This is a genomic window from Burkholderia sp. LMU1-1-1.1, from assembly GCF_040675865.1.
Classification (GTDB): domain Bacteria; phylum Pseudomonadota; class Gammaproteobacteria; order Burkholderiales; family Burkholderiaceae_D; genus Rugamonas.
This window is the reverse complement of record NZ_JBEGHG010000014.1, coordinates 62,899-82,514: the sequence shown is the minus strand read 5'-3', so window position 1 is coordinate 82,514 and position 19,616 is coordinate 62,899. Positions and strand designations below refer to the sequence as shown.

Annotated in this window: 12 protein-coding genes; 2 read left to right on the top strand and 10 right to left on the bottom strand. The window is 62.1% G+C overall.

The features are described from left to right. The 10 genes from MRBLMU1_RS15210 to MRBLMU1_RS15165 form a co-directional block, all read right to left on the bottom strand. Positions 1 to 1,968: a hypothetical protein gene (locus MRBLMU1_RS15210; RefSeq protein ID WP_363502762.1), complete on the bottom strand. Its 1,968-nt coding sequence runs from the start codon at positions 1,966 to 1,968 to the stop codon at positions 1 to 3. Continuing rightward, a complete protein-coding gene (locus tag MRBLMU1_RS15205; RefSeq protein ID WP_363502760.1) occupies positions 1,961 to 3,205 on the bottom strand; it encodes a tyrosine-type recombinase/integrase in 1,245 nt (414 codons plus the stop codon). Before MRBLMU1_RS15205 ends, MRBLMU1_RS15210 begins: the two co-directional genes overlap by 8 nt. Positions 3,206 to 3,247: 42 nt before the next feature. Then, the gene (locus tag MRBLMU1_RS15200; RefSeq protein WP_363502758.1) at positions 3,248 to 5,590 is read right to left on the bottom strand and encodes a DNA internalization-related competence protein ComEC/Rec2; all 2,343 of its coding nucleotides are present in this window, start codon (positions 5,588 to 5,590) and stop codon (positions 3,248 to 3,250) included. Between the two features lie 201 nt (positions 5,591 to 5,791). Continuing rightward, entirely contained in the window at positions 5,792 to 6,592 is an 801-nt protein-coding gene (locus MRBLMU1_RS15195; protein WP_363502756.1) for a CsgG/HfaB family protein, read from the bottom strand. Between the two features lie 95 nt (positions 6,593 to 6,687). Further along, positions 6,688 to 7,482, bottom strand: a complete 795-nt coding sequence (locus MRBLMU1_RS15190; RefSeq protein ID WP_363502754.1) for a TatD family hydrolase — start codon at positions 7,480 to 7,482, stop codon at positions 6,688 to 6,690. Positions 7,483 to 7,486: 4 nt separating this feature from the next. Then, the gene (gene lolD, locus MRBLMU1_RS15185; protein WP_363502808.1) at positions 7,487 to 8,182 is read right to left on the bottom strand and encodes a lipoprotein-releasing ABC transporter ATP-binding protein LolD; all 696 of its coding nucleotides are present in this window, start codon (positions 8,180 to 8,182) and stop codon (positions 7,487 to 7,489) included. Between the two features lie 25 nt (positions 8,183 to 8,207). Then, positions 8,208 to 9,473, bottom strand: a complete 1,266-nt coding sequence (locus tag MRBLMU1_RS15180; protein WP_363502752.1) for a lipoprotein-releasing ABC transporter permease subunit — start codon at positions 9,471 to 9,473, stop codon at positions 8,208 to 8,210. Positions 9,474 to 9,581: 108 nt separating this feature from the next. Then, positions 9,582 to 10,847, bottom strand: a complete 1,266-nt coding sequence (locus MRBLMU1_RS15175) for a lipoprotein-releasing ABC transporter permease subunit (protein WP_363502750.1) — start codon at positions 10,845 to 10,847, stop codon at positions 9,582 to 9,584. Positions 10,848 to 10,976: 129 nt separating this feature from the next. Next, a complete protein-coding gene (locus MRBLMU1_RS15170) occupies positions 10,977 to 11,669 on the bottom strand; it encodes a PEP-CTERM sorting domain-containing protein (RefSeq protein ID WP_363502748.1) in 693 nt (230 codons plus the stop codon). Positions 11,670 to 11,731: 62 nt separating this feature from the next. Beyond that, a complete protein-coding gene (locus MRBLMU1_RS15165; RefSeq protein WP_363502746.1) occupies positions 11,732 to 16,462 on the bottom strand; it encodes an SdrD B-like domain-containing protein in 4,731 nt (1,576 codons plus the stop codon). A 360-nt stretch (positions 16,463 to 16,822) separates the two neighbouring features. Here MRBLMU1_RS15165 and MRBLMU1_RS15160 point away from each other — a divergent pair, with 360 nt between their 5' ends. Both MRBLMU1_RS15160 and recJ read left to right on the top strand, forming a co-directional pair. Beyond that, the gene (locus tag MRBLMU1_RS15160) at positions 16,823 to 17,902 is read left to right on the top strand and encodes a hypothetical protein (protein ID WP_363502744.1); all 1,080 of its coding nucleotides are present in this window, start codon (positions 16,823 to 16,825) and stop codon (positions 17,900 to 17,902) included. Then, entirely contained in the window at positions 17,899 to 19,593 is a 1,695-nt protein-coding gene (gene recJ / locus MRBLMU1_RS15155) for a single-stranded-DNA-specific exonuclease RecJ (RefSeq protein ID WP_363502742.1), read from the top strand. The genes MRBLMU1_RS15160 and recJ overlap by 4 nt, the downstream gene beginning before the upstream one ends. The last annotated feature ends 23 nt before the right edge of the window (positions 19,594 to 19,616 follow it).

Below are 19,616 nucleotides of genomic sequence, written 5' to 3'. Positions count from 1 at the left end.
CTATAGCTCCCGCAAACGAGTCGGCACGTAGAAGGGCGACACCTCAGCCTCAGCCTTTGCCCATTCGATAGTCCGCGCTTGGAATCGGGGCAGTATCTCTTGAGTGATCGCCCTGTACGGCACACTGAATTTAGCCGCCCAATCAGTATGGGTTAAAAGATTACGTTGTTCCTCCATAAACCAGAGGAATTTAACCACGCGCGGAAGGATGCGTGACGTCCAAAGGCCATTTGAGCAACCAAAGCATGTCCAGGGGTCGTCGCAGGCTGTATCTGGCTTCCCGCCAGGCTTGTTGTAGAAGTCCTTACAACTTGCTATGAATACATCCTGTTCTCCATTGACTATCGCAATTACCTTTTTCGCTGGAACCTTTAGTTCCTTGCTTAATCGTTGGATCTCTAACTTATCAGGCTGATCGCCTGTAATTACACTGATTCGCGCGTCGAAAACAGCCTTGTCCTGCGCATTACGGACGGCGGCATCGTGAACGTGATGAGTGGCATCATTTGTTAGATAACACATGGCAGTTGTAGTTAATGCCTCTTTCCCATGATGCTTGAGGACTTTCTTACTTACGTTCGCCAGATTTCCATGTTTCAGGTAAGCGCTCGTGGCTTCTGTTTTTCTAGCGGCCATAAACGAAAATCGAAGTATCTCGCCATCTCTGCCACGAACGTTATGTTTTTCTAAGAACCCTTGTCTACGTTTTCCATGTTCGATCCCGCCGTTTATCAACGTGTTGAAGTGCGAGATATCGATTACGTCACCCTTGTTGGTCAAGTCATTGCGGCTCTTATCCTTTTGACCTTTTTTGAGCTGATGAGAAAGCCATAGATATTTTTGAATATCAGGTGCGGCAAGAACTACCAATTCTTGAGTTAGCTGCAAGACGAGCTTAATAAGTCCAACCGGACTATTTGCGCCGCGATGAGAGAATTTTCGGATTAAAATTTCATGTGTCCCTCGAGATTTCTTGTATTTAACCCAGGTCATGTGCCCTTCAGAACCTTGTAAGCAATCCCTCTCAAGCGTTAAAATTGATTCCGCGTTCAAACCAGTTTTGAGGCTGACGAGAGCGATGAACGGTACGATGTCGAACGAATGCAGATAAAGCAGATCGAAGGCGTCCTTCTTACGGATCGGCGCCCTTTTATTCAACAGAAACTTGACCAGTGGAGCTCGGGTGTCCTCGACAGGCTGAGCACACGGCATGCGGCCTTTCAGAACGTGCACGATATACCAAAGGATATTTGGTATACTATCCCATGCCGTTGAGTATTTTAATAAACGCCCACTGTCATTCCGTGTTGCGCCGTTTTGTTGAGGATCCTCCCCCTTACTCAAAAGACGCTTACCTTCATTCAAGCGTTCGATAGTGCCATTTATCGCTACTTTGCAAGCCGCTACAAGAGAAGCCTGTTCGTCGCTGGTATAAGGGCTAATCGCTGTATTTCCATATGCCCCAGGAAGTAGTGCTCTAGTCGGTATCTCTAAGTCTGAACGCACAGTGCCGGGCAATGGCGAGGCTTCCCCCCTCAATAAGAGGAGTGAGGCTACGAGCCCGCGATAAGATTTTCGAGCCGTATCTGGTTTGTACTGCGCGTATAACCAGGACCGGTACTCAATGAGCGTTTCGCGTTGAAGCTCGTATAACGTCGAAATATCTCGAGTACTTTGGTACTTGTGAGTTGACAGGAATTGGTCAAATCTTTCAAGGTATTGACGTTGATGGTAGAGGTTCGAATGGGACTTAGGCGGAATGCAGTCAACATTCCGCTGCCATATGGCGCAAATTAGAGGTCTGTAGACGCCGGGCCTATGGCTCACCGATTCGAACGAGAAGTCTTTTCCCTCTGGTATCAGACCTTCCAGTCTCCAAATCCATGGAACCAATGCCCGCGCTTGATCATGCTCACCCGGCACGCTATGGTGGAGAAACGGATTCCCACGTGTTTTCCCCTTAGCCATCGGTCGTCCTTACTGCCTCGTAACAGTCGTTGCCATCAAAGCCTTCCTCGTCCGAAGTCACATCAGCTATATCGTCAATATCGTCGACGTAATCCAGGTAAATAAACGTCGAGGTAATGCTAGAGTGCCCCAAGAGCATCTGCAATTTTCTAAGAGGGTCTTGGATCATACGTCGATACGCTTTTGCCGTTGGTGAGCCGCTTTTATATTCTCCCTCGATGAGCGCCGCAATCATGGCAGATAATTGATAGATTGCATAACTGTGGCGCAGCATGTGAGGATGTGCGTTGAAATTGAATCCAACCTTTGCGCCAGCGGTCCTCAACATGTCATACATCGCCGAATATGTGACTTGTGTGCCAGCAGAAGTGAGAAATAGCGAGCCTTTGTGTCCATGTACCTCTGCATTGCGCTTAGGATGCGCCTGCTTCCATGTTTCAACTGCGTCCTCACGATCCCAATCGATGTAGCGATACGCATCCCTCAGCCACGTTTTGGGCACACGTACCGTTCGCAGCTTTTGGCCCTTCCCGATGACTTCCATTGGACAGGTTTTCCGTCCGGCGTATCGGGGATTATCCGGGTCCGGAAGCTTTGCAAGTTTTAGCCCAATAGCCTCGCTAACCCGCAGACCTGAGCGCATCAGCAGCCTCGCGAATAGCGCGTTTCGAATACCGTGGCGAGTCTCGGTCACCGCTGGCAACAGTCGCTCTCTGAAGTCTTCCTCCGTGAGAAACTTAATGTCTTTTTGCCGAGCCTTCTCGTGGATATCGGTCGAGATTACCGAGTCGCCTGGGGCTCCGTACGCAGCCCTAGATTGGGCTTCTCTATAGTTAAAAGGAACTACAGGAATATGGCCTTTTCGTACTGCCCACTCATAGAACCGCCGACTTGCCGCAACGAATACATTCCAAGACCGAGCTGAAATTTTTAGCTCCCCTTCACCGACGCGCCGCAAGCGGTAGTAATGCAGCAGTTCGTCTTGCGTCGCGTCCCTCCAGGAAAGCGATCGACTGTCGAGGAAGCGAAAAAACAAACTCAACTGCTCGGCATAGGTACGCCAAGTAGCAGAACCACGCGAACTTGGTCCTACCAGATACAGGAAGAAATCGTTGAGGATTGGATCACACCTCCACTCGCTATCAACGGTGTAGGGCAAACCCTTAGGTAGAGAGAGCTGTGCAATCAGGCCTGTCAGGTGCGGTGTCAATTCCGCATCAAAATAGTAAATGTTCAATTAGACCATATGAGACAAATGAGACCGGCGAAGAATACAAGATTAACGAACCGGTGGGAAGGCTAAATGGAGTAATCGAAGCAAATTTGAGTATTTGAGACACCCGTGCATACTGAAGATAACATGATGCGGAACCAGCAAAACATCGGCACGTACCCGCTCCCGGTCGCGCGACACAAGTTGTGACTCTTGCAAGGCTTCGATATCGCCAGCCAGCAGCATAGACCTGCCACCGGCAGTAATCTTCAAGGTACACCCGCGCGCATTGGGTTTGAGAGTCAAGTCCGCATAGCTGACGGCCAGTGGATGCAGTATCTCGAAGCGCACGCCGTCCCAGGTCCACGCCTGTCCTGCCGTGCACCGCACGTGGCGCCGGGCCGCCGCCACTATCGGATGATCGGGCAGCAGCGATCCGAGCACCCAGCCGACCGGCAAGCCCTCCAGCACGGACAAGGCGCCGCCCGCGTGATCGATATCGCTGTGACTCACGATCATGCCGTCCAACGACCCGATGCCGCGCGCCCGCAGATACGGCAGGATGACGCGGTTGCCGGCGTTGATCTCAAGGCCGTAGCTTGGACCGGTATCGTAAAGCAAACGATGGTGGCTAGTCTCGATCAGCAACGCCATGCCCTGCCCCACATCGAAGGCAGTCACCGTCATGCGGCCCGGTTCGGGGTGCGATGGCTCGGCCACCAGCAACGGTATCCAAGTCGCCAAGCCAAGCCAACGCGCCGGCCAGCCGCGCGGCGCGAGCAGCCACAGGGTACCGAACATCGCCCAACAAAACAGCCATAACGGCGGTGTCGGCGCGCGCCAGACCGCGTAACGCAAACCGCTGAACCACTGCAAGCAAATGGTCAGCCACTCGACCAGCGAATGTGCCACGCCGAGAACGAAGCTGGCCAACGTCATCGGCAGCATACTGCCGACCAGCGCCAGCGGCGTAACGACCAGACTAATCAACGGTATCGCCACCGCGTTCGCCAAAGGGCTGATGACGGACACCTGCGCGAACAACAGCATCGTCAGCGGCACCAATCCAAGCGTGACGGCGTACTGGGTGTGTGCGCCAACACGCAGGGCCTGCCAGCATCGCGTAGCAAGCGTGCGCGCGGCATGCTCCTTCGGCTGTGGTTCGTCGACGCCAGGCGCGAGCCGGGCTGGCCGCAGCGCGGCGCGGCCGACGGTGGAATACAGGATGACGGCTACTGCGGCGAACGACAACCAAAAGCCAGGCCACAGCACCGCCCAAGGGTCAAGCAGCACCACGACTCCGAGCGCGGTGCACAGCACATGCGAAACGCTGGCGATCCGGTTCAGCCACAGCGCGACGGCGACGACGATCAGCATGTACAGGGTACGCTGCGCCGGCACGCCGAAGCCGGCCAGCAGCACATAGAACAAGGCGACGGCCGCACCGACCAGCGCCGCGACTTTTTGCGCCGGCATCATCAACGGCAATTGCGCGCGTGTGAAAAACGAGTACCGCCACAACGTAAAGGCGATCAGCGCGAACAACCCCGCCACCATCGTGATATGCAACCCGCTGATGCTGACAAGATGACCGATCCCGGTGTTGGTGAAGACCTTCCAGTCCGACTGATCGATTCCGCGCTGGTCGCCGACGACCAATGCGACGATCACACCGGCATACGGCTTATCCGGTAGCGCCGCCAGGATGCGCGCCCGCAGCGCGGCGCGGCAATGCTCGATGACGTTGCGGGCGCTGAAGACAAAACTATTAAGGCGCCGGTTGGCATTATTTGGCCGCACGTAGCCGGTCGCCCGCACGCCCTGCTCCAGCAACCAGGCTTCGTAGTCGAAGCCATATTCGTTGGCGTTGCCGTGGGGCCGCTGGAGGCGAACCGTCAGTTGCCAACGTTCGCCCGGCTGCACGCTCCCGACTTCCGTGATCCGGTCGCGAAAACCCGCGTACCAGGACAGCGCGATACGTGGCGGGACCGAGGGCGGCCCTGGCATCGTCGTCCGCGCCTCGCTCCGCCCATCCAGCACGCGCTCCACGGCGAAATTGAACCGCACACCCTGCGCAAAACGATAAGGCAAGTTATCGACGGTGCCAATCACCGTAAAATCACGCCCCTCGTCCGCGCTCGCCAGCTGCGATGACAACGCCACGTGCGCCAGCCAGGCCGCCCAATAGAAGCCGGCGATGGCGCCGACCAGCAAAGCGTGCGTCGCTCGCAAGGTCCGATGCCGGAGAATCCAGGTTGCGGGCAATCCGCGCTTGACCACCGTTTGCCATAGCGCGAGCCAGACCGCCGAAAGCCCGACAGCCCAAGACATGGCTGAGACGCCAGGCAGCACCGCCTGCGTTTGCAAGAACGCCGCCCCCGCCGCAAAGCCGATCATCGCCATCCGCATAGCTACTCCGCCCGTGCGTCGCTCATACATTCGAGCATCAGCCAGCCCGTCTGACCGACAGCTATACTATGCAAGCGCGTGCGGACCATTCATGCTGTCGCTGCCGCCTTTGATCCAAATCAATTTCAGGCGTACACAACGCAAACGGCGGCAGGAATGATCCTGCCGCCGTTCGATGAGGTTGCTAAGCCGGGGGCGCGGTTATTTCGGCGAGACGTCGGTCGCCTTCACGGCGATGCGTTCGGCGATGTTTTTCGCGGCGATGGTCTCGGTCAGGAACGACGTCGATTTCACCAGCAGGTCGCGCGCCACCTCTTCCAGCGGCGAGCCGCTGATGCTGGCGTGATTGCCACCCAGGCCGGTGCCGCCGCCCCAGCCCATCGCCGAGACGCCGAAGCCGGTCTTCTCGTTGTTGGCCTGGAAGGTCTTGGAGGCGATGATCTTGGCGCGGCGCACGTCCACCACGCGGATGTCCATGTTCATGTGGACCTTGGACTTTTTGTAGTCGACCGCGCCGGCCAGCATGCTGAGCGGGCCCTTGAGGAAGCTCAGGCCGCCCAGGCCGGTCGAGCTTTGCTCGAAGCCCAGCGATGTGATCGAGCCGGTGATCATGTAGTCGGCCGCTTCGGCTTCGACCTTTTTGCCGATCAGCGCCAGCTCCTTGTTGATCTCTTCCATCTCCGCGCGCTCCTGCACGTCGAAGCAGCCGGTCTGCGTCAGCGCGGTCGCCAGCATCTCGGTCATGCCGGTGCCCACGCCCGTGTAACTAGGCTGCGCCACGGTGCCCGAGCGCTCCCACCAACGGTACTGGCGCGGGTCCTGCTGGCCGGCGCCCGACGAGCAGTCCGCGGATTTGCATTTGAATTCGGTGAAGACGACCTTGGCCGCAGGAGTTTTGCACTTGGGCACGTCGATCTGGCGCTCCGACACCTCGCTGGTATCGGCGAAGCACATTGCGGGGATGAACAGGAGGGCGGCGGCTAGGCGAACGTCTGGTTTCATATGGATTTCCGTGGGTTGTTACAGGCAAATATTGGCGATTATGCACCGTCAACTCATCGGGAATTCTATCCAAATGTCACAAAATCACTTATCACCTAAGAAACTATCATCCGCGACAACGCCGTCCGGGCATTGGCGGTGGTCGCGCTGGCGACCTCTTCCACAGAAATGCCGCGCAATTCGGCCAGCACGGCGCCGATGCGAGGGATTTGATCGGGGCTGTTGCGGCCCGGATGTATCCAGCTGGGCGAAATGTCCGGCGCGTCGGTCTCCAGCACGATGGCGTCGAGCGGCAGCTCGGCCGCCATGCGGCGTATCTGCAGCGCGCGTGTAAACGTCATGGCGCCGCCGAAACCGAGCTTGAATCCCAGGTCGATATAGCCCTGCGCCTGCTGGAAGCTGCCGTTGAAGGCGTGCGCGATGCCGCCGGCCGGCCGGATCTGGCGCGCGTGCTTGAGCACCACGTCCTGCGAGCGGCGCACATGCATCAGCACCGGCAGTTCGAAGTCGCGGGCGATCTTGAGCTGCTCGCGGAAGAAAAAAATCTGCTTCTCGCGCATCGCCGGCTCGGTCAACATGGGGATGAAGAAATCCAGGCCGATCTCGCCCAGGGCGACGAAGCGCGGGTCGGCCAGCGCCGCCTCGACCTGCCCGCGCAGCACGTGCAGGTCGTCTTCCTTCGCGTTGGGAACATAGATAGGGTGGATGCCAAGCGCGTAACAGCCGTTATCGACGCTGGCCGCCAACTGCGCGACGATGGAGAAATTGGCCGTTTCCACCGCCGGGATCACGATCATGCCGACACCCTGCGCCCTCGCCTTCTCCGCCTGTTCGACGGATTCACCGCCGAATTCGTGCGCGTCGAGGTGGCAGTGGGTATCGATCCACATGATGTCAGTCCTGATAGGGTTTCAAGCCTTCGTCGGTCAGGCGCAACACGCGGTCGCAGCGGCGCGCCAGTTCGATGTCGTGGGTGACGATGACGAAGGCCGTGCCCAATGTGCGCGACAGCTCCAGCATCAGGTCGAAAATCTGCTGCGCGGTGGCGTGATCGAGGTTGCCGGTCGGTTCGTCGGCCAGCACGCACGCTGGCTGCGTGACCAGAGCGCGCGCCAGCGCCACGCGCTGACGTTCGCCACCGGACAATTCGCCCGGCACGTGCGTGACGCGCTTGGCCAGGTTCACCCGGGCGAGGATCTGCTGCGCCGCGCTGGTCGCGTCGCTGCGTTTGACGCGCCGTATCATCAGCGGCATGCCGACGTTGTCCAGGGCGGAGAACTCCGGCAGCAGGTGGTGGAACTGGTAGACGAAGCCCAGCGAGGCGTTGCGCAGATCGCCGCGCGCCGACTCGTTCAGGCTGGCGAAGTCCTTGCCCAGCAAGGTCACGCTGCCCGTGGTCGGCGTATCGAGGCCGCCCAGCAGATGCAGCAGCGTCGATTTGCCCGAGCCCGAGGCGCCGACGATGGCGACACGTTCGCCGCGCCGCACGTCGATGTCGATCCCGGCCAGCACCTTGACCGAGTAGCTACCCTGCGTGAAGGTCTTGCCCAGGTTGCGGCAGGACAGGACCACCGGTTCCGGATTGGTCATCGGGCCAATGGGGTTGGTCATTGGATCACTCATAGCGCAATGCCTCCGCAGGTTTGACGCGGGCGGCCCACCAGCTTGGGTAGATCGTGGCGACGAAGGCCAGCACCACGGCCACGCCGCCGATCTTGAAAACGTCCGGCCAGCGCAAGTCCGACGGCACGGTGCTGATGTAGTAAATATCCTTGGACAAGAACTGCACTCCTAATAAATGTTCGATAAACGGCACGATGACGTCGATGTTGAGCGCCACCAGCACGCCGCCCGCCACGCCCAGAATGGTGCCGAGGATGCCGACCAGCGCGCCCTGGATCATGAAGATCTTCATGATCGAGCGCGGTGAGGCGCCCAAGGTGCGCAGAATGGCGATGTCGGCCTGCTTGTCGGTCACCGTCATCACCAGCGTGGAAACGAGGTTGAAGGCGGCGACCGCGATGATCAACGTCAGGATGATAAACATCATGCGCTTTTCGGTCTGCACGGCGGCGAACCAGTTGGCGTTGAGTTTGGACCAGTCGCGCATCGTCAGGTCGCCGGACATCGTGCGTTTGAGGTCCAGCGCCACTTGCGGCGCGCGGTGCATGTCGGACAGGCGCAGGCGCAGGCCGGCCGGCGCGTCCAGGCGCAGCAGCTTTTCGGCGTCGGTCAGGTGCACGAAGGCGAGCGCGGAATCGAACTCGTTGTGGCCCGCTTCGAAGATGCCGACCACATTGAAGGAGCGCATGCGCGGCAGCACGCCGGCGGGCGTGGCCTGGCCCTGGGCCAGCGCCAGCGTGACCTTCTCGCCCAAGTTGACGCGCAGCGCGCGCGCCAGCTCGATCCCGAGCACGATATTGTAGGCGCCCGGCTGCAGCGCGTTGAAATTGCCCCTGCGGGTCTGCCTGGCGACGTCGGAGACGCTCGGCTCCTGCTCCGGCAGCACGCCGCGGATGATGGCCGGACGCAGGATATCGTCGCGCACCAGCATGCCCTGCGTCTCCGCGAACGGCGCGGTGCCGATCACCTCGGGATTCTTGCGCGCCTCGGCGGCTTCGGCCTGCCAGTTCGGCATCGAGCCGCGCGCGTCGAACACCTCCACGTGGGCCAGCACCGACAGCATGCGGTCGGTCACTTCCTTCTGGAAGCCGTTCATCACCGACAGCACCACGATCAGCGCGGCCACGCCCAGGCCGATGCCGGCCATCGAAATCAGCGAGATGAACGAAATAAAACTATTGCGCCCGCTGCGCTTGCCGGCGCGCGTGTAGCGCAGGCCGACCACCCATTCAAACGGTAGATTCTTAATGATACTCATGTGTTCCAGCGGACAAAATCGGCGAAGTCAGCAGTTTGCCATAATAAATGGTAATAGATGCGAGTGTTCCATGCGTGCGGCTCGGCACACAGCGGCCGTCCACCCGCCTCACTCGTAGCGCAGCGCCTGCGCCGGCTTGACGCGGGCGCCGCGCCAGCTCGGGTAGATCGTCGCCACGAACGCCAGCAGCACCGAGATCACGCCGATGTGGGTGACATCGCTCAGCCGCAAGTCCGAGGGCACCGAGCTGATCAGATAAATGTCCTTGGACAGGAAGTGCATCCCGAACAAGCCTTCGATGAACGGCACGATGATGTGGATGTTGACCGCCAGCACCGAGCCCAGCGCGATGCCGAAGCCGGTGCCCAGCACCCCGGTCAGCCCGCCCTGGATCATGAAAATCTTCATGATCGACGCCGGCGAGGCGCCCAGGGTGCGCAGGATGGCGATGTCCGCCTGCTTGTCGGTCACCGTCATCACCAGGGTGGCGACCAGGTTGAAGGCCGCGACCGCGATGATCATGGTCAGGATGATGAACATCATGTTCTTCTGGCTTTTCACGGCGGCGAACCAGGTCGAGTTGGCGCTGGTCCAGTCGCGCATGAACAAATCGCCCGGCATCGATTGCTTCAATTGACGCGCGACCTCGGGCGCGCGCTGCATGTCGGCCAGGCGCAGCCGCAGGCCGGACGGCGCGGCCACACCCGCCAGTTGCTCGGCGTCGCTGATATTGATGAGCGCCAGGCCCGAGTCGAACTGGTTGTGGCCGACCTCGAAGATGCCGCTCACGGTCAGGGACCGCACGCGCGGCTGCATGGCGCCGCCCGCGCCCGGCGCCTGGGCCCGCGCCAGCGTCACGGTCTGGCCGACCTTGACCTTGAGCGCCCGGGCCAGCTCGGCGCCCAGCACGATATTGAATTGACCCGGCTTGAGCGTGTCGAGGCTACCCTCACGCATGCGCTCGCCGACCTCGGAGACGTTCTTCTCGGCCTCGGGCAGCACGCCCCGCACCACCGACGGACGCAGGATGTCGTCGCGGATCAGCATGCCCTCGGTCTCGACGAAGGGCGCGGCGGCCCGCACCTCGGGGTTGGCGGAAGCCTGGCGCGCGCGCTGCTCCCAGTCCGGCATGGACCCGCGCAGGTCGAACACCTCGACGTGCGCCAGCACCGACAGCATGCGGGCGGTCACTTCCTTCTCGAAGCCGTTCATCACCGACAGCACCACGATCAGCGCGGCCGTGCCCAGGCCGATGCCGGCCATCGAAATGAGGGAAATGAAGGAGATGAAACTGTTGCGGCCGCTACGCTTGCCGGCGCGCGTGTAGCGCAGGCCGACCAGCCATTCAAACGGCAAATTCTTAACTATACTCATGGGCTAACGGGGCGATCAACTGAAGTGAGCCCGAAGTTTGCCATACAAATAGCATTTCATGGGTGAAACGCCGTAGGCTTGCCGACAAATCGTCGCTCCGCCAAGGATGGCGGCGCGACGGTCAAGCGATCAGGCGAACTTTTCGTCCTGGCCCGACTTGCGGCGGCCCATGAAGCCGATCAGACCCAGGCCCAGGCCCAGCATGGCCCAGGTGCTCGCTTCCGGCACCGGCGCGGCCATCTGCACGCCCAGCAGTTGTTGCGACGCCAGACCGTTGGAGCCGGTGCCGGTGAAGCTGGTGTAGGTGTACATATTGCTCAGCACGGTGTGCTTGGATGCCAGGTCCAGCATCTTGAAGGCGGCGTCGGCGCTCGAATCGGCACCGCTGATGAAGTACTGCGAGCCGCCGTTGTCGTAGATGTTGCCGTCGTCGGCGACCAATTCCCACAGCGCCAGCTGGAACGCCTTTTGGCCGTCGGTGTCCTTGATGGCGCTGGCGTACGAGGTTTCATACAGCGCCTTGACGTTGTCGTTCAGCACAGCGGCGGCGCCGGTGTAGACGGTGTGCGCCTGCAGGTCGGTATAAGGTTGGATGCAGAAGGCCAGGAAGCTATCCTGCGCATTGGCGGTATTGTTCAGCTCGATCACCGGGATGCCGACGAAAGGCGTGCCGTTGAAGTTCTTGCCGTCGAAGTTGACCACCAGGCCACCGGCGCCGACGATAGGGTTCGAATTGTAGGTCTCGTTGGCGAAGGCCGCGCCCGAGAGGGCCAGGGAGACGGCGAGGACGGCTGCTTTGATGGCGTTGAATTTGATTTGCATGATATTTTTTCTTCTATAAAAGTAAATGTCGTTGTAGTGCTCAGGGTGAAACCAATACAAACTTAGGCGAACTCGACCTGGCACTGCTGGCTTTGACCCACCAGTTGAACCTGCTGTGAACCATCGCCCATCAGGTCGGCCATGGTCGGCAGGGTGACGCCGGCCGCGGCCGCATCTGCCGCGGCGACGTTGAAGTACACGTCGGTCATGTCGACCGTTTTGCCATTGCCCATGGTCACGCTGCTGCGCTCCAAGTGCAGGTTGTCGTTGGCGTCGAGGAACGGCAGTTCGGTGTAGCCCACGTTCAGGCTGGCCACGCCGGCCGCCTTCAGCGACACCAGCTCGCCGGCGTCGGTCTTGCCGTTGCTGTTGGCGTCTTGCCAGATCAGCAGGCTGCCGAACTGCGCGTCCGAGGCGTTGACCACGCCATCGCCGTTGCTGTCGTAGCTGGCCAGCTTGGCGAAACCCGAGCCCTTGCCGGTGCCGCCGAACAGTTCGCTAATGCTGTCGATGTTGCCGTTGCCGTTGCTGTCGATGGCCAGGAAGCCGTCGTCCTTGGACAACCAGCCCGACTGGATCGCCTTGCCGGTGCCCAGCAGGTCGAAACTGCCCCGCATATCGCCACGGGCGATGGTGTGGATGCCATCGCCGTTCAGATCGATCGCGATCGGCGTGATGCCGGCGTCCCAGCTCATATCGTTCTCGCCCGAGCTCAGGTTGATGGTGTCGGTCTTGGTGACGTTGACCTTGGAAATCATGTCGCCGTTGACGTCGGAATCGATGGCGTCGTTGCTGCCGGTGTTCTTCACGCCCCACTTCCAGTCGTTCATGTTGTAGTTCTTGAAGATGACGTTGGACTTGTCGAACACCAGGTAATAGTTACCCGGAGTCAAATCCGCGAACTTGTAGTTGCCGTTGCTGTCGGTCTTGACGGTGCCCAGCTTGTTGTTGGCGGTGTCGTACAACGACACGCTGATGCCGCCGATGCCTTCCTCGCCGCTGTCCTGCACGCCGTTGTGGTTGCCGTCGCGCCAAACCTTGTCGCCGATGCTGGCCTTGCGGTAGATGCCGGCGTCGACCGTGCGCAGTTGCTCGCCGGTGGCCAGGTCGATCGTGTCGGTGCGGCCGCTGTTGCCGGAGACGCTGGTGACGTCCGAATCTTTGGTGTAGTCGCCGGCGTCGGCCTTGGTGAAGAACCAGCCGCTGCCCTTGACCACTTCGACCTTGTAGCCGCCTGCCTGCAGGCCGTCGAACAGGTACTTGCCGCCATTGGCGGTGACCACGGTCTGTTTGAGCACGTTATTGCCGTCGTACAGTTTGACCGTGACGCCGTCGACGCCCTTCTCGCCGGTGTCCTGCACGCCGTTGTAGTTGGCGTCTTCCCAGATGGTGTCGCCGATGCTGGCGGCCTTGACCAGGCCGGCGTCATGGGTCTTGTCGTTGACGCCCGAGGCCAGCGTGATCTGTCCGCTCTTGCCGCTGCTGTCGACGTCCGAGTCGAGGCTGTCGCTGCCGCCCTGGTTCTGCTTGGTGAACAGATAGCCGTCGACCGCAGCGAACTTGACCGAATACTTGCCCGGGCCGAGGTCGTTGAACGAATACAGGCCGCTGGCATCGGTGGTGGTGGTGCCGACTGCCACGTTTTTCTCGTTGAACAAGGTCACGCCCACGCCCTTGGCGCCGGCTTCGCCGCTTTGCTGGATGCCGTCGCCGTTGGTGTCGAACCACACTTTGTCGCCGATGCTGCCTTTTTGATAGATGCCGACGTCCATGTTGGTGACGTGCTGGCCGGCCGCGACGGTCACGCTGCCGAGGTTGCCGCTGGCGTTGGCGTCGCTATCGATGTCGTTGTTGACGCCGACGTCCTGCGTGGTGACGGTATAGCCCGTCGGCGTCTTGATGGCGACCGAATAGGTGCCCGCCTCGACGCTGAACTTGTAATTGCCCGCGTTGTCGGTGGTGGTGGTCTTGAGCACCTTGCCGGCGGTGTCGCGCAACTCGACGGTCACGCCGGATTTGCCCACTTCGCCGCTGTCCTGCAGACCGTTGCCGTTGTTGTCGATCCAGACGCGGTCGCCGATGGTGGCGGCCGCCAACACGCCGGCGTCGACGGTCTTGTCGACCTGGCCGGAAGTCAGCGTGAAGGTGTGCGACTGGCCGGCGGCATTGACGTCGGAATCGGCGGCGTCGTTGCCGCCCTGGTTGGCGGTGGTGAAGGCCATGCCTTCCGGCAGGCTCGCCTTGTCGAACACGACGCTGTAGCTGCCCGGCTTGAGGTTGCTGAACTGGTAGTTGCCGCTGGCGTCGGTGAGGACGCTGGCGCCGACCTGCTTGCCGTCGGCATCGAACAAGCTCACCTTGACATTGCCCACGCCCGCTTCGCCGCTGTCCTGCACGCCGTTCTTGTTGGTGTCGAGCCAGACGCGGTCGCCCACGCTGGCGTTCTTGTACAGGCCGGCGTCGATGGTGTTGTTGACGTCGCCCGCCTTCAGCGCGATGGTGTCGCTCTGGCCGGTGGCGCCGACATCGCTGTCCTTGGCGTCGTCGGCGCCGGCATCCTTGCCGGTGAAGACGTAACCGGCCGGCGCCTTGACCGAGACGGTGTAGCTGCCCGGATCGGCGGTGAAGTTGTAGCGGCCGCCCGCGTCGGTGCTGGTGGTTTGCACCACTTTGCCGCTGGCGTCCTTGAGCTCGACGGTCACGTTGGCGATGCCCGCCTCGCCGCTGTCCTGCACGCCATTGGCGTTCTTGTCTTCCCAGACGGTGTCGCCCAGCTTGGCCTGGACCACGACCACGCCGGCGTCGAGGTCGGCGCTGTTGGCGCCGGATACCAGGGTCACCTGCGCGGTGGCGCCGGTGCCGGCGTTGGCGTCGGAGTCGGCCGCGTCGTTGCCGCCCTGGTCGGCGGCGGTGAAGGTGTGGCCGGCCGGCAGGGTAGCCTTGTCGAACTGCACGCTGTAGGTGCCCGGCTTGAGATTGGTGAAGCTGTAGCCACCGTTGGCGTCGGTGGTGGCGCTGGCGCCGACCGGGTTGCCGCTGGCGTCGAGCAGGGTGACCTTGACGCCGGCCACGCCCGCTTCGCCCGCGTCCTGCACGCCGTTGCGGTTGGCGTCGAGCCAGACGCGGTCGCCCAGCGAGGCCGCGCGGTACAGGCCGGCGTCAATGGTGTTGTCGACCTGGCCCGGGGTCAGCGTGACCAGGCCGCTCTGTCCGGTCGCGTCGATATTGCTGTCGGTGGCCGTGTTGCCGCCGGCGTTCTGGCCGGTGACGATCATGCCGGACGGCGCGGTGACGGCGATCTTGTATTGGCCGGCATCAACGGTGAAGCTGTAGTTGCCGTCGGCGCCGGTGGTGGTGGTCGCGACCACGTTGCCATTGGCGTCGCGCAACTCGACGTTGACGCCGACCAGGCCCGCTTCGCCGGCGTCCTGGACGCCGTTGGCGTTGCTGTCTTCCCACACACGGTCGCCCAAGGTGGCCCGCTCGGCGACGATGCCGGCGTCCACGGTCTGGTTGTTCTCGCCGGAGGCCAGGGTCACCTGGGTGGTGCGGCCGGTGGCGTCGGCGTTCGAATCGAGGGCTGCGTCGGCGCCCTGGCCCTGCGCGGTGAACAGGTGGTGCGCCGGCAAGCTGGCCTGGTCGAACTGCACGCTGTAGCTGCCCGGCTTGAGGTCGCCGAACTGGTAGTGGCCGTTGGCGTCCGTGGTGACGGCGGCGCCGACCGGGTTGCCGTTGGCGTCGAGCAAGGTGACGCGCACGCCGGCCACGCCCGCCTCGCCGGCGTCCTGCGTGCCGTTGCGGTTGGCGTCGTACCAGACGGTGTCGCCCAGCGACGCTGGACGGTACAGGCCGGCGTCGGCCTTGTTGTTGGTCTCGCCCGGGGCCAGCGCGATCGCGCCGGTGTTGCCGGCGGCGTCGATGTCGCTGTCGGTGGCGTCGTCGCCGCCCAGGTCCTGGCCGACGGGTTTGAAGCCGGCCGGCGCCTTGACCGACACCGAGTAGGTGCCGGCGTCGACGTCGAAGTGGTACTTGCCGGATGCGTCGGTGGTGGTGGTGGCGACGACCTTGCCGGCTCCGTCCTTGAGTTCGACCACGACGTCGCCGATGCCCGCTTCGCCGGCGTCCTGCACGCCATTGGCGTTGCCGTCTTCCCAGACGAAGTCGCCCAGATGCGCCTTGGGCACGTTAAAGGTCAGGTAGTTCGGCGTGGCGCTGGTGTCGGCGGCGTTGCATCCGACCAAGCCGCCCGCGTCGCGGACCTTGAAGCCGATGTCGAAGCTGCCGGAGGTGCTCTGGCTAGGCTCGAAGGCGAGCTTGCCGGCGGCGATGTCGGCGGCCGACACCTCCGTATTGGCGGCGATGGCCACGCCGTTGAGCAGCAATTTGCCGGCGGTCGGCAGCGAGGTGATGATGACGGACTGGAACGCGTCGTGTTCGACGGCGTCGACGAAGCCGAAGTCGTTTTGCGACAGCACCACGGCGTTGCCGTTATCCAGATTGAAGGTTTTGTTGGCGGCGGTGGGCGCGTCGTTGACCGGATCGACGATCACTTGCAGGGTCATGGTCACGGTGTTGCCGCCGCCCTGGTCCACGACGAACTCGATCGTGGTGAACTGGCCGTTGTAGTCGGCGTGCCACTGGCCCGGACGGATGTAGACGGTGTCGGCGTCGACCTTGCCAAACAACGGGGTGTTCTTGGTCGACGTCGTGCCGTCCGGCAGCACGACGTACATGGCGCTCACGTTGAGTGACGAACTTGCCGCGTAGCCCGCCGCAGTCAGGATGTCACGCACATCGTAGGTACCTTCGGTATCTTCGCAAATGTGAATAGAGGTAGCAAGGTTGATCGAACTCATGTCGTAAAGCCTTCGTCTTCTTTTAAAAATTGGGGAGCTGAACTGCTGCTGTCACTTGGTTGAGGTGGTCAGCGGCGCGGCACGCGGAGGCATACACGGACGTTAAGTGATGCCTGCAAACCATCTAAGTTGCCCATCTTACATATTAATTCTATTTTGGACAATTGATTTTTATCCATGACAGTGATTTTATTTTCAATATCTTATTGGAATGTTGTATTTTAATCTTGACAACTTACCCGGATTTTTGGTGGAAAGAATTTTTCGCCCCCGGCCGCAATGCCCTACAATCTCGGCATGACCGAAATCACCCTTGTTCTGCCTTACGCGCTACCCCCGCCGGAGATGGCGCGCGATCTGATCCGCGCCCTGCAAACACCCGCCCTGGCGGCGCTGGTATCGCGCCACAGCGATTCCAATACTTCCACTTTCGACAACAACAGCCGCGTGCTGCCGCATGAGGCGTGGCTGAGCCACGCGCTCGGCCTGGCCCCGGCGCCCGATCATCCGGATACCGGCGCCCCGGTGGCCACCGCCGCCATGCGCGGCTGCGGTCCGGAGCTGGCGGCAGCGTCGGCCGGCGGCCACTGGTTCGTCGTCCAGCCGGCGAACATCCAGATCTCGCGCACCCATTCGCTGCTGTCGGATCCGCGCGCGCTGCAACTGACCGAGGACGAATCGCGCAGCCTGTACGACATCGCCCGCCCCTACTTCGAAGAGCTGGGCAAACCACTGCTGTACGCAGCGCCGGGGCTGTGGTTCGCCCGCGCGGACGACTGGTCCGGCCTGCGCACAGCGTCGCCGGACGCCGCCACCACGCAATACATCAGCGATTGGGTGCCGGAGGGCGAACGCGCGCGCGACTACCGCAAGCTGCAGAACGAGATCCAGATGCTGTGGCACGAACACCCGGTCAACGAAGCACGCCATGAACGCGGCCTGCAGCAGGTCAACTCGTTCTGGCTGTGGGGCGGCTCGGGACCGATGACGCCGGCGGCGCTGCCGCTGTGGGTGGCCGGCGCCGGCGCGCCGTCGTGGATGCAGGCGCTGGCCGCGCCAGGGCGGCGCGCGCCGGAGGCGGAGCGGCTGATCGCCGACGCGGGCAATGGCGACGGCGCCGTCACCGCCGTGCTGGCGGAGCTGATTCCGGCGGCGCAAACCGGCGACTGGGCCGACTGGCTGGCCCGCGTGCAACGCCTGGAGCAGGAGTGGTTCGCGCCGCTGCTGGCGGCGCTCAAGGATGGCAGCATCGACCGCGCCACCCTGGTACTTAGCCATCGTCACAGCTGGATGACCGTATCGAGCACCAAACTCGCCCAGCGCAAATTCTGGCGCAAGCAGAACCTGAACATTTTATTGAGCACCGTCCGCACATGACCCGTATCGCCATCCGCCCCTGCCCTTACCGCGAATCCGAAATGCTGCGCCAGGGAGGCATCCATCCGGTGCTGGCGCGCCTGTACGCGGCGCGCGGCCTGACAGACATCAAGGATTTGTCGAGCGAGCTGACGGCGATGATTCCGCCTTCGGGCCTGCTGCACATCGGCGCCGCCGCCGTCTTCCTGGCCGACGCCATCGCCGCCGGCAAACGCATGGTCATCGTGGCCGACTACGACTGCGACGGCGCCACCGCCTGCGCGGTCGCGCTGCGCGGCCTGCGCGCCATGGGCGCCAACATCGACTTCATCGTCCCCAACCGCTTCGAGTACGGCTACGGCCTGACGCCGGAGATCGTGGAACTGACGGCGCGCGAAAAGCAGCCCGACATCATCATCACCGTCGACAACGGCATCGCCAGCATCGACGGCGTGGCCGAGGCCAACCGGCGCGGCATCGAAGTGGTGGTCACCGACCACCACCTGCCGGCCGATACCCTGCCGGCCGCGCGCGTGATCGTCAACCCGAACCAGCCCGAATGCGGCTTCCCCAGCAAGCATATCGCCGGCGTCGGCGTGGTGTTCTACGTGCTGCTGGCGTTGCGCGCCGAGTTCCGCAAGCGCGGCGCCTACGAGACGCAGCCGCAGCCCAAGCTGGACAACCTGCTCGACCTGGTGGCCCTGGGCACCGTCGCCGACGTGGTGCGGCTGGACCCGAACAACCGCATCCTGGTGGCGCAGGGGCTCAAGCGCATGCGCGCCGGCCGCATGCACGCCGGCGTGGCCGCGCTGTTCCGCGTGGCCGGGCGCGAGCCGCGCACCGCCAGTCCGTTCGACCTCGGTTTCGCGCTCGGCCCGCGCCTGAACGCCGCCGGCCGGCTGGAAGATATGTCACTCGGGATCGAATGCCTGATCACCGACGACGAGGGCCGCGCCTGGGAACTGGCGCAGCGGCTCAACGAGATCAACCTCAAACGGCGCGAGATCGAGGCCGAGATGCAGGACACGGCACTGCTGCACCTCGATGCCTTCGAGCCGGCCAACAGCAGCACCATCTGCGTGTACGACGAATCGTGGCACCAGGGCGTGATCGGGATCGTCGCCTCGCGGCTCAAGGAAAAGTTCTTCCGCCCGACGATCACCTTCGCGCCCGGCGCCGACGGCTGGATCAAGGGGTCTGGCCGTTCGATCCCCGGCTTCCACCTGCGCGACGCGCTCGACCTGGTCTACAAGAAGGCCCCCAGCCTGATCGACAAGTTCGGCGGCCACGCCATGGCGGCCGGGCTGACGCTGCGCGCCGACGCCTTTGACGCCTTCGCCGCCGCGTTCGAGGAAGTCGGCCAGGCGTGGCTGAGCAAGCAGCAGCTCGAGCGCATCGTCGAAACCGACGGCCCGCTGGAGGACGCCTACTACACCACCTCCTTCATCGACCTGATGGCCGGCCAGGTGTGGGGCCAGGGCTTCGCCCCGCCGGTGTTCTGCGACGAGTTCCGGGTCGTCAGCCAGCGCATATTAAAAGAGCGCCACCTCAAATTGTTGCTAGAGAAGAACGGCGCGCGCTACGACGCCATCTGGTTCGGCCACGTCGACTCGCTGGGCGAACGGGCCAAAGTCGCCTTCCGCCTCGACGCCAACGAATATAACGGCGTAACAAAAGTGCAACTTCTGGTGGAGCACGCCGAACCGGCCTGAGGCCCCAAGCGCGGCCAGATTCA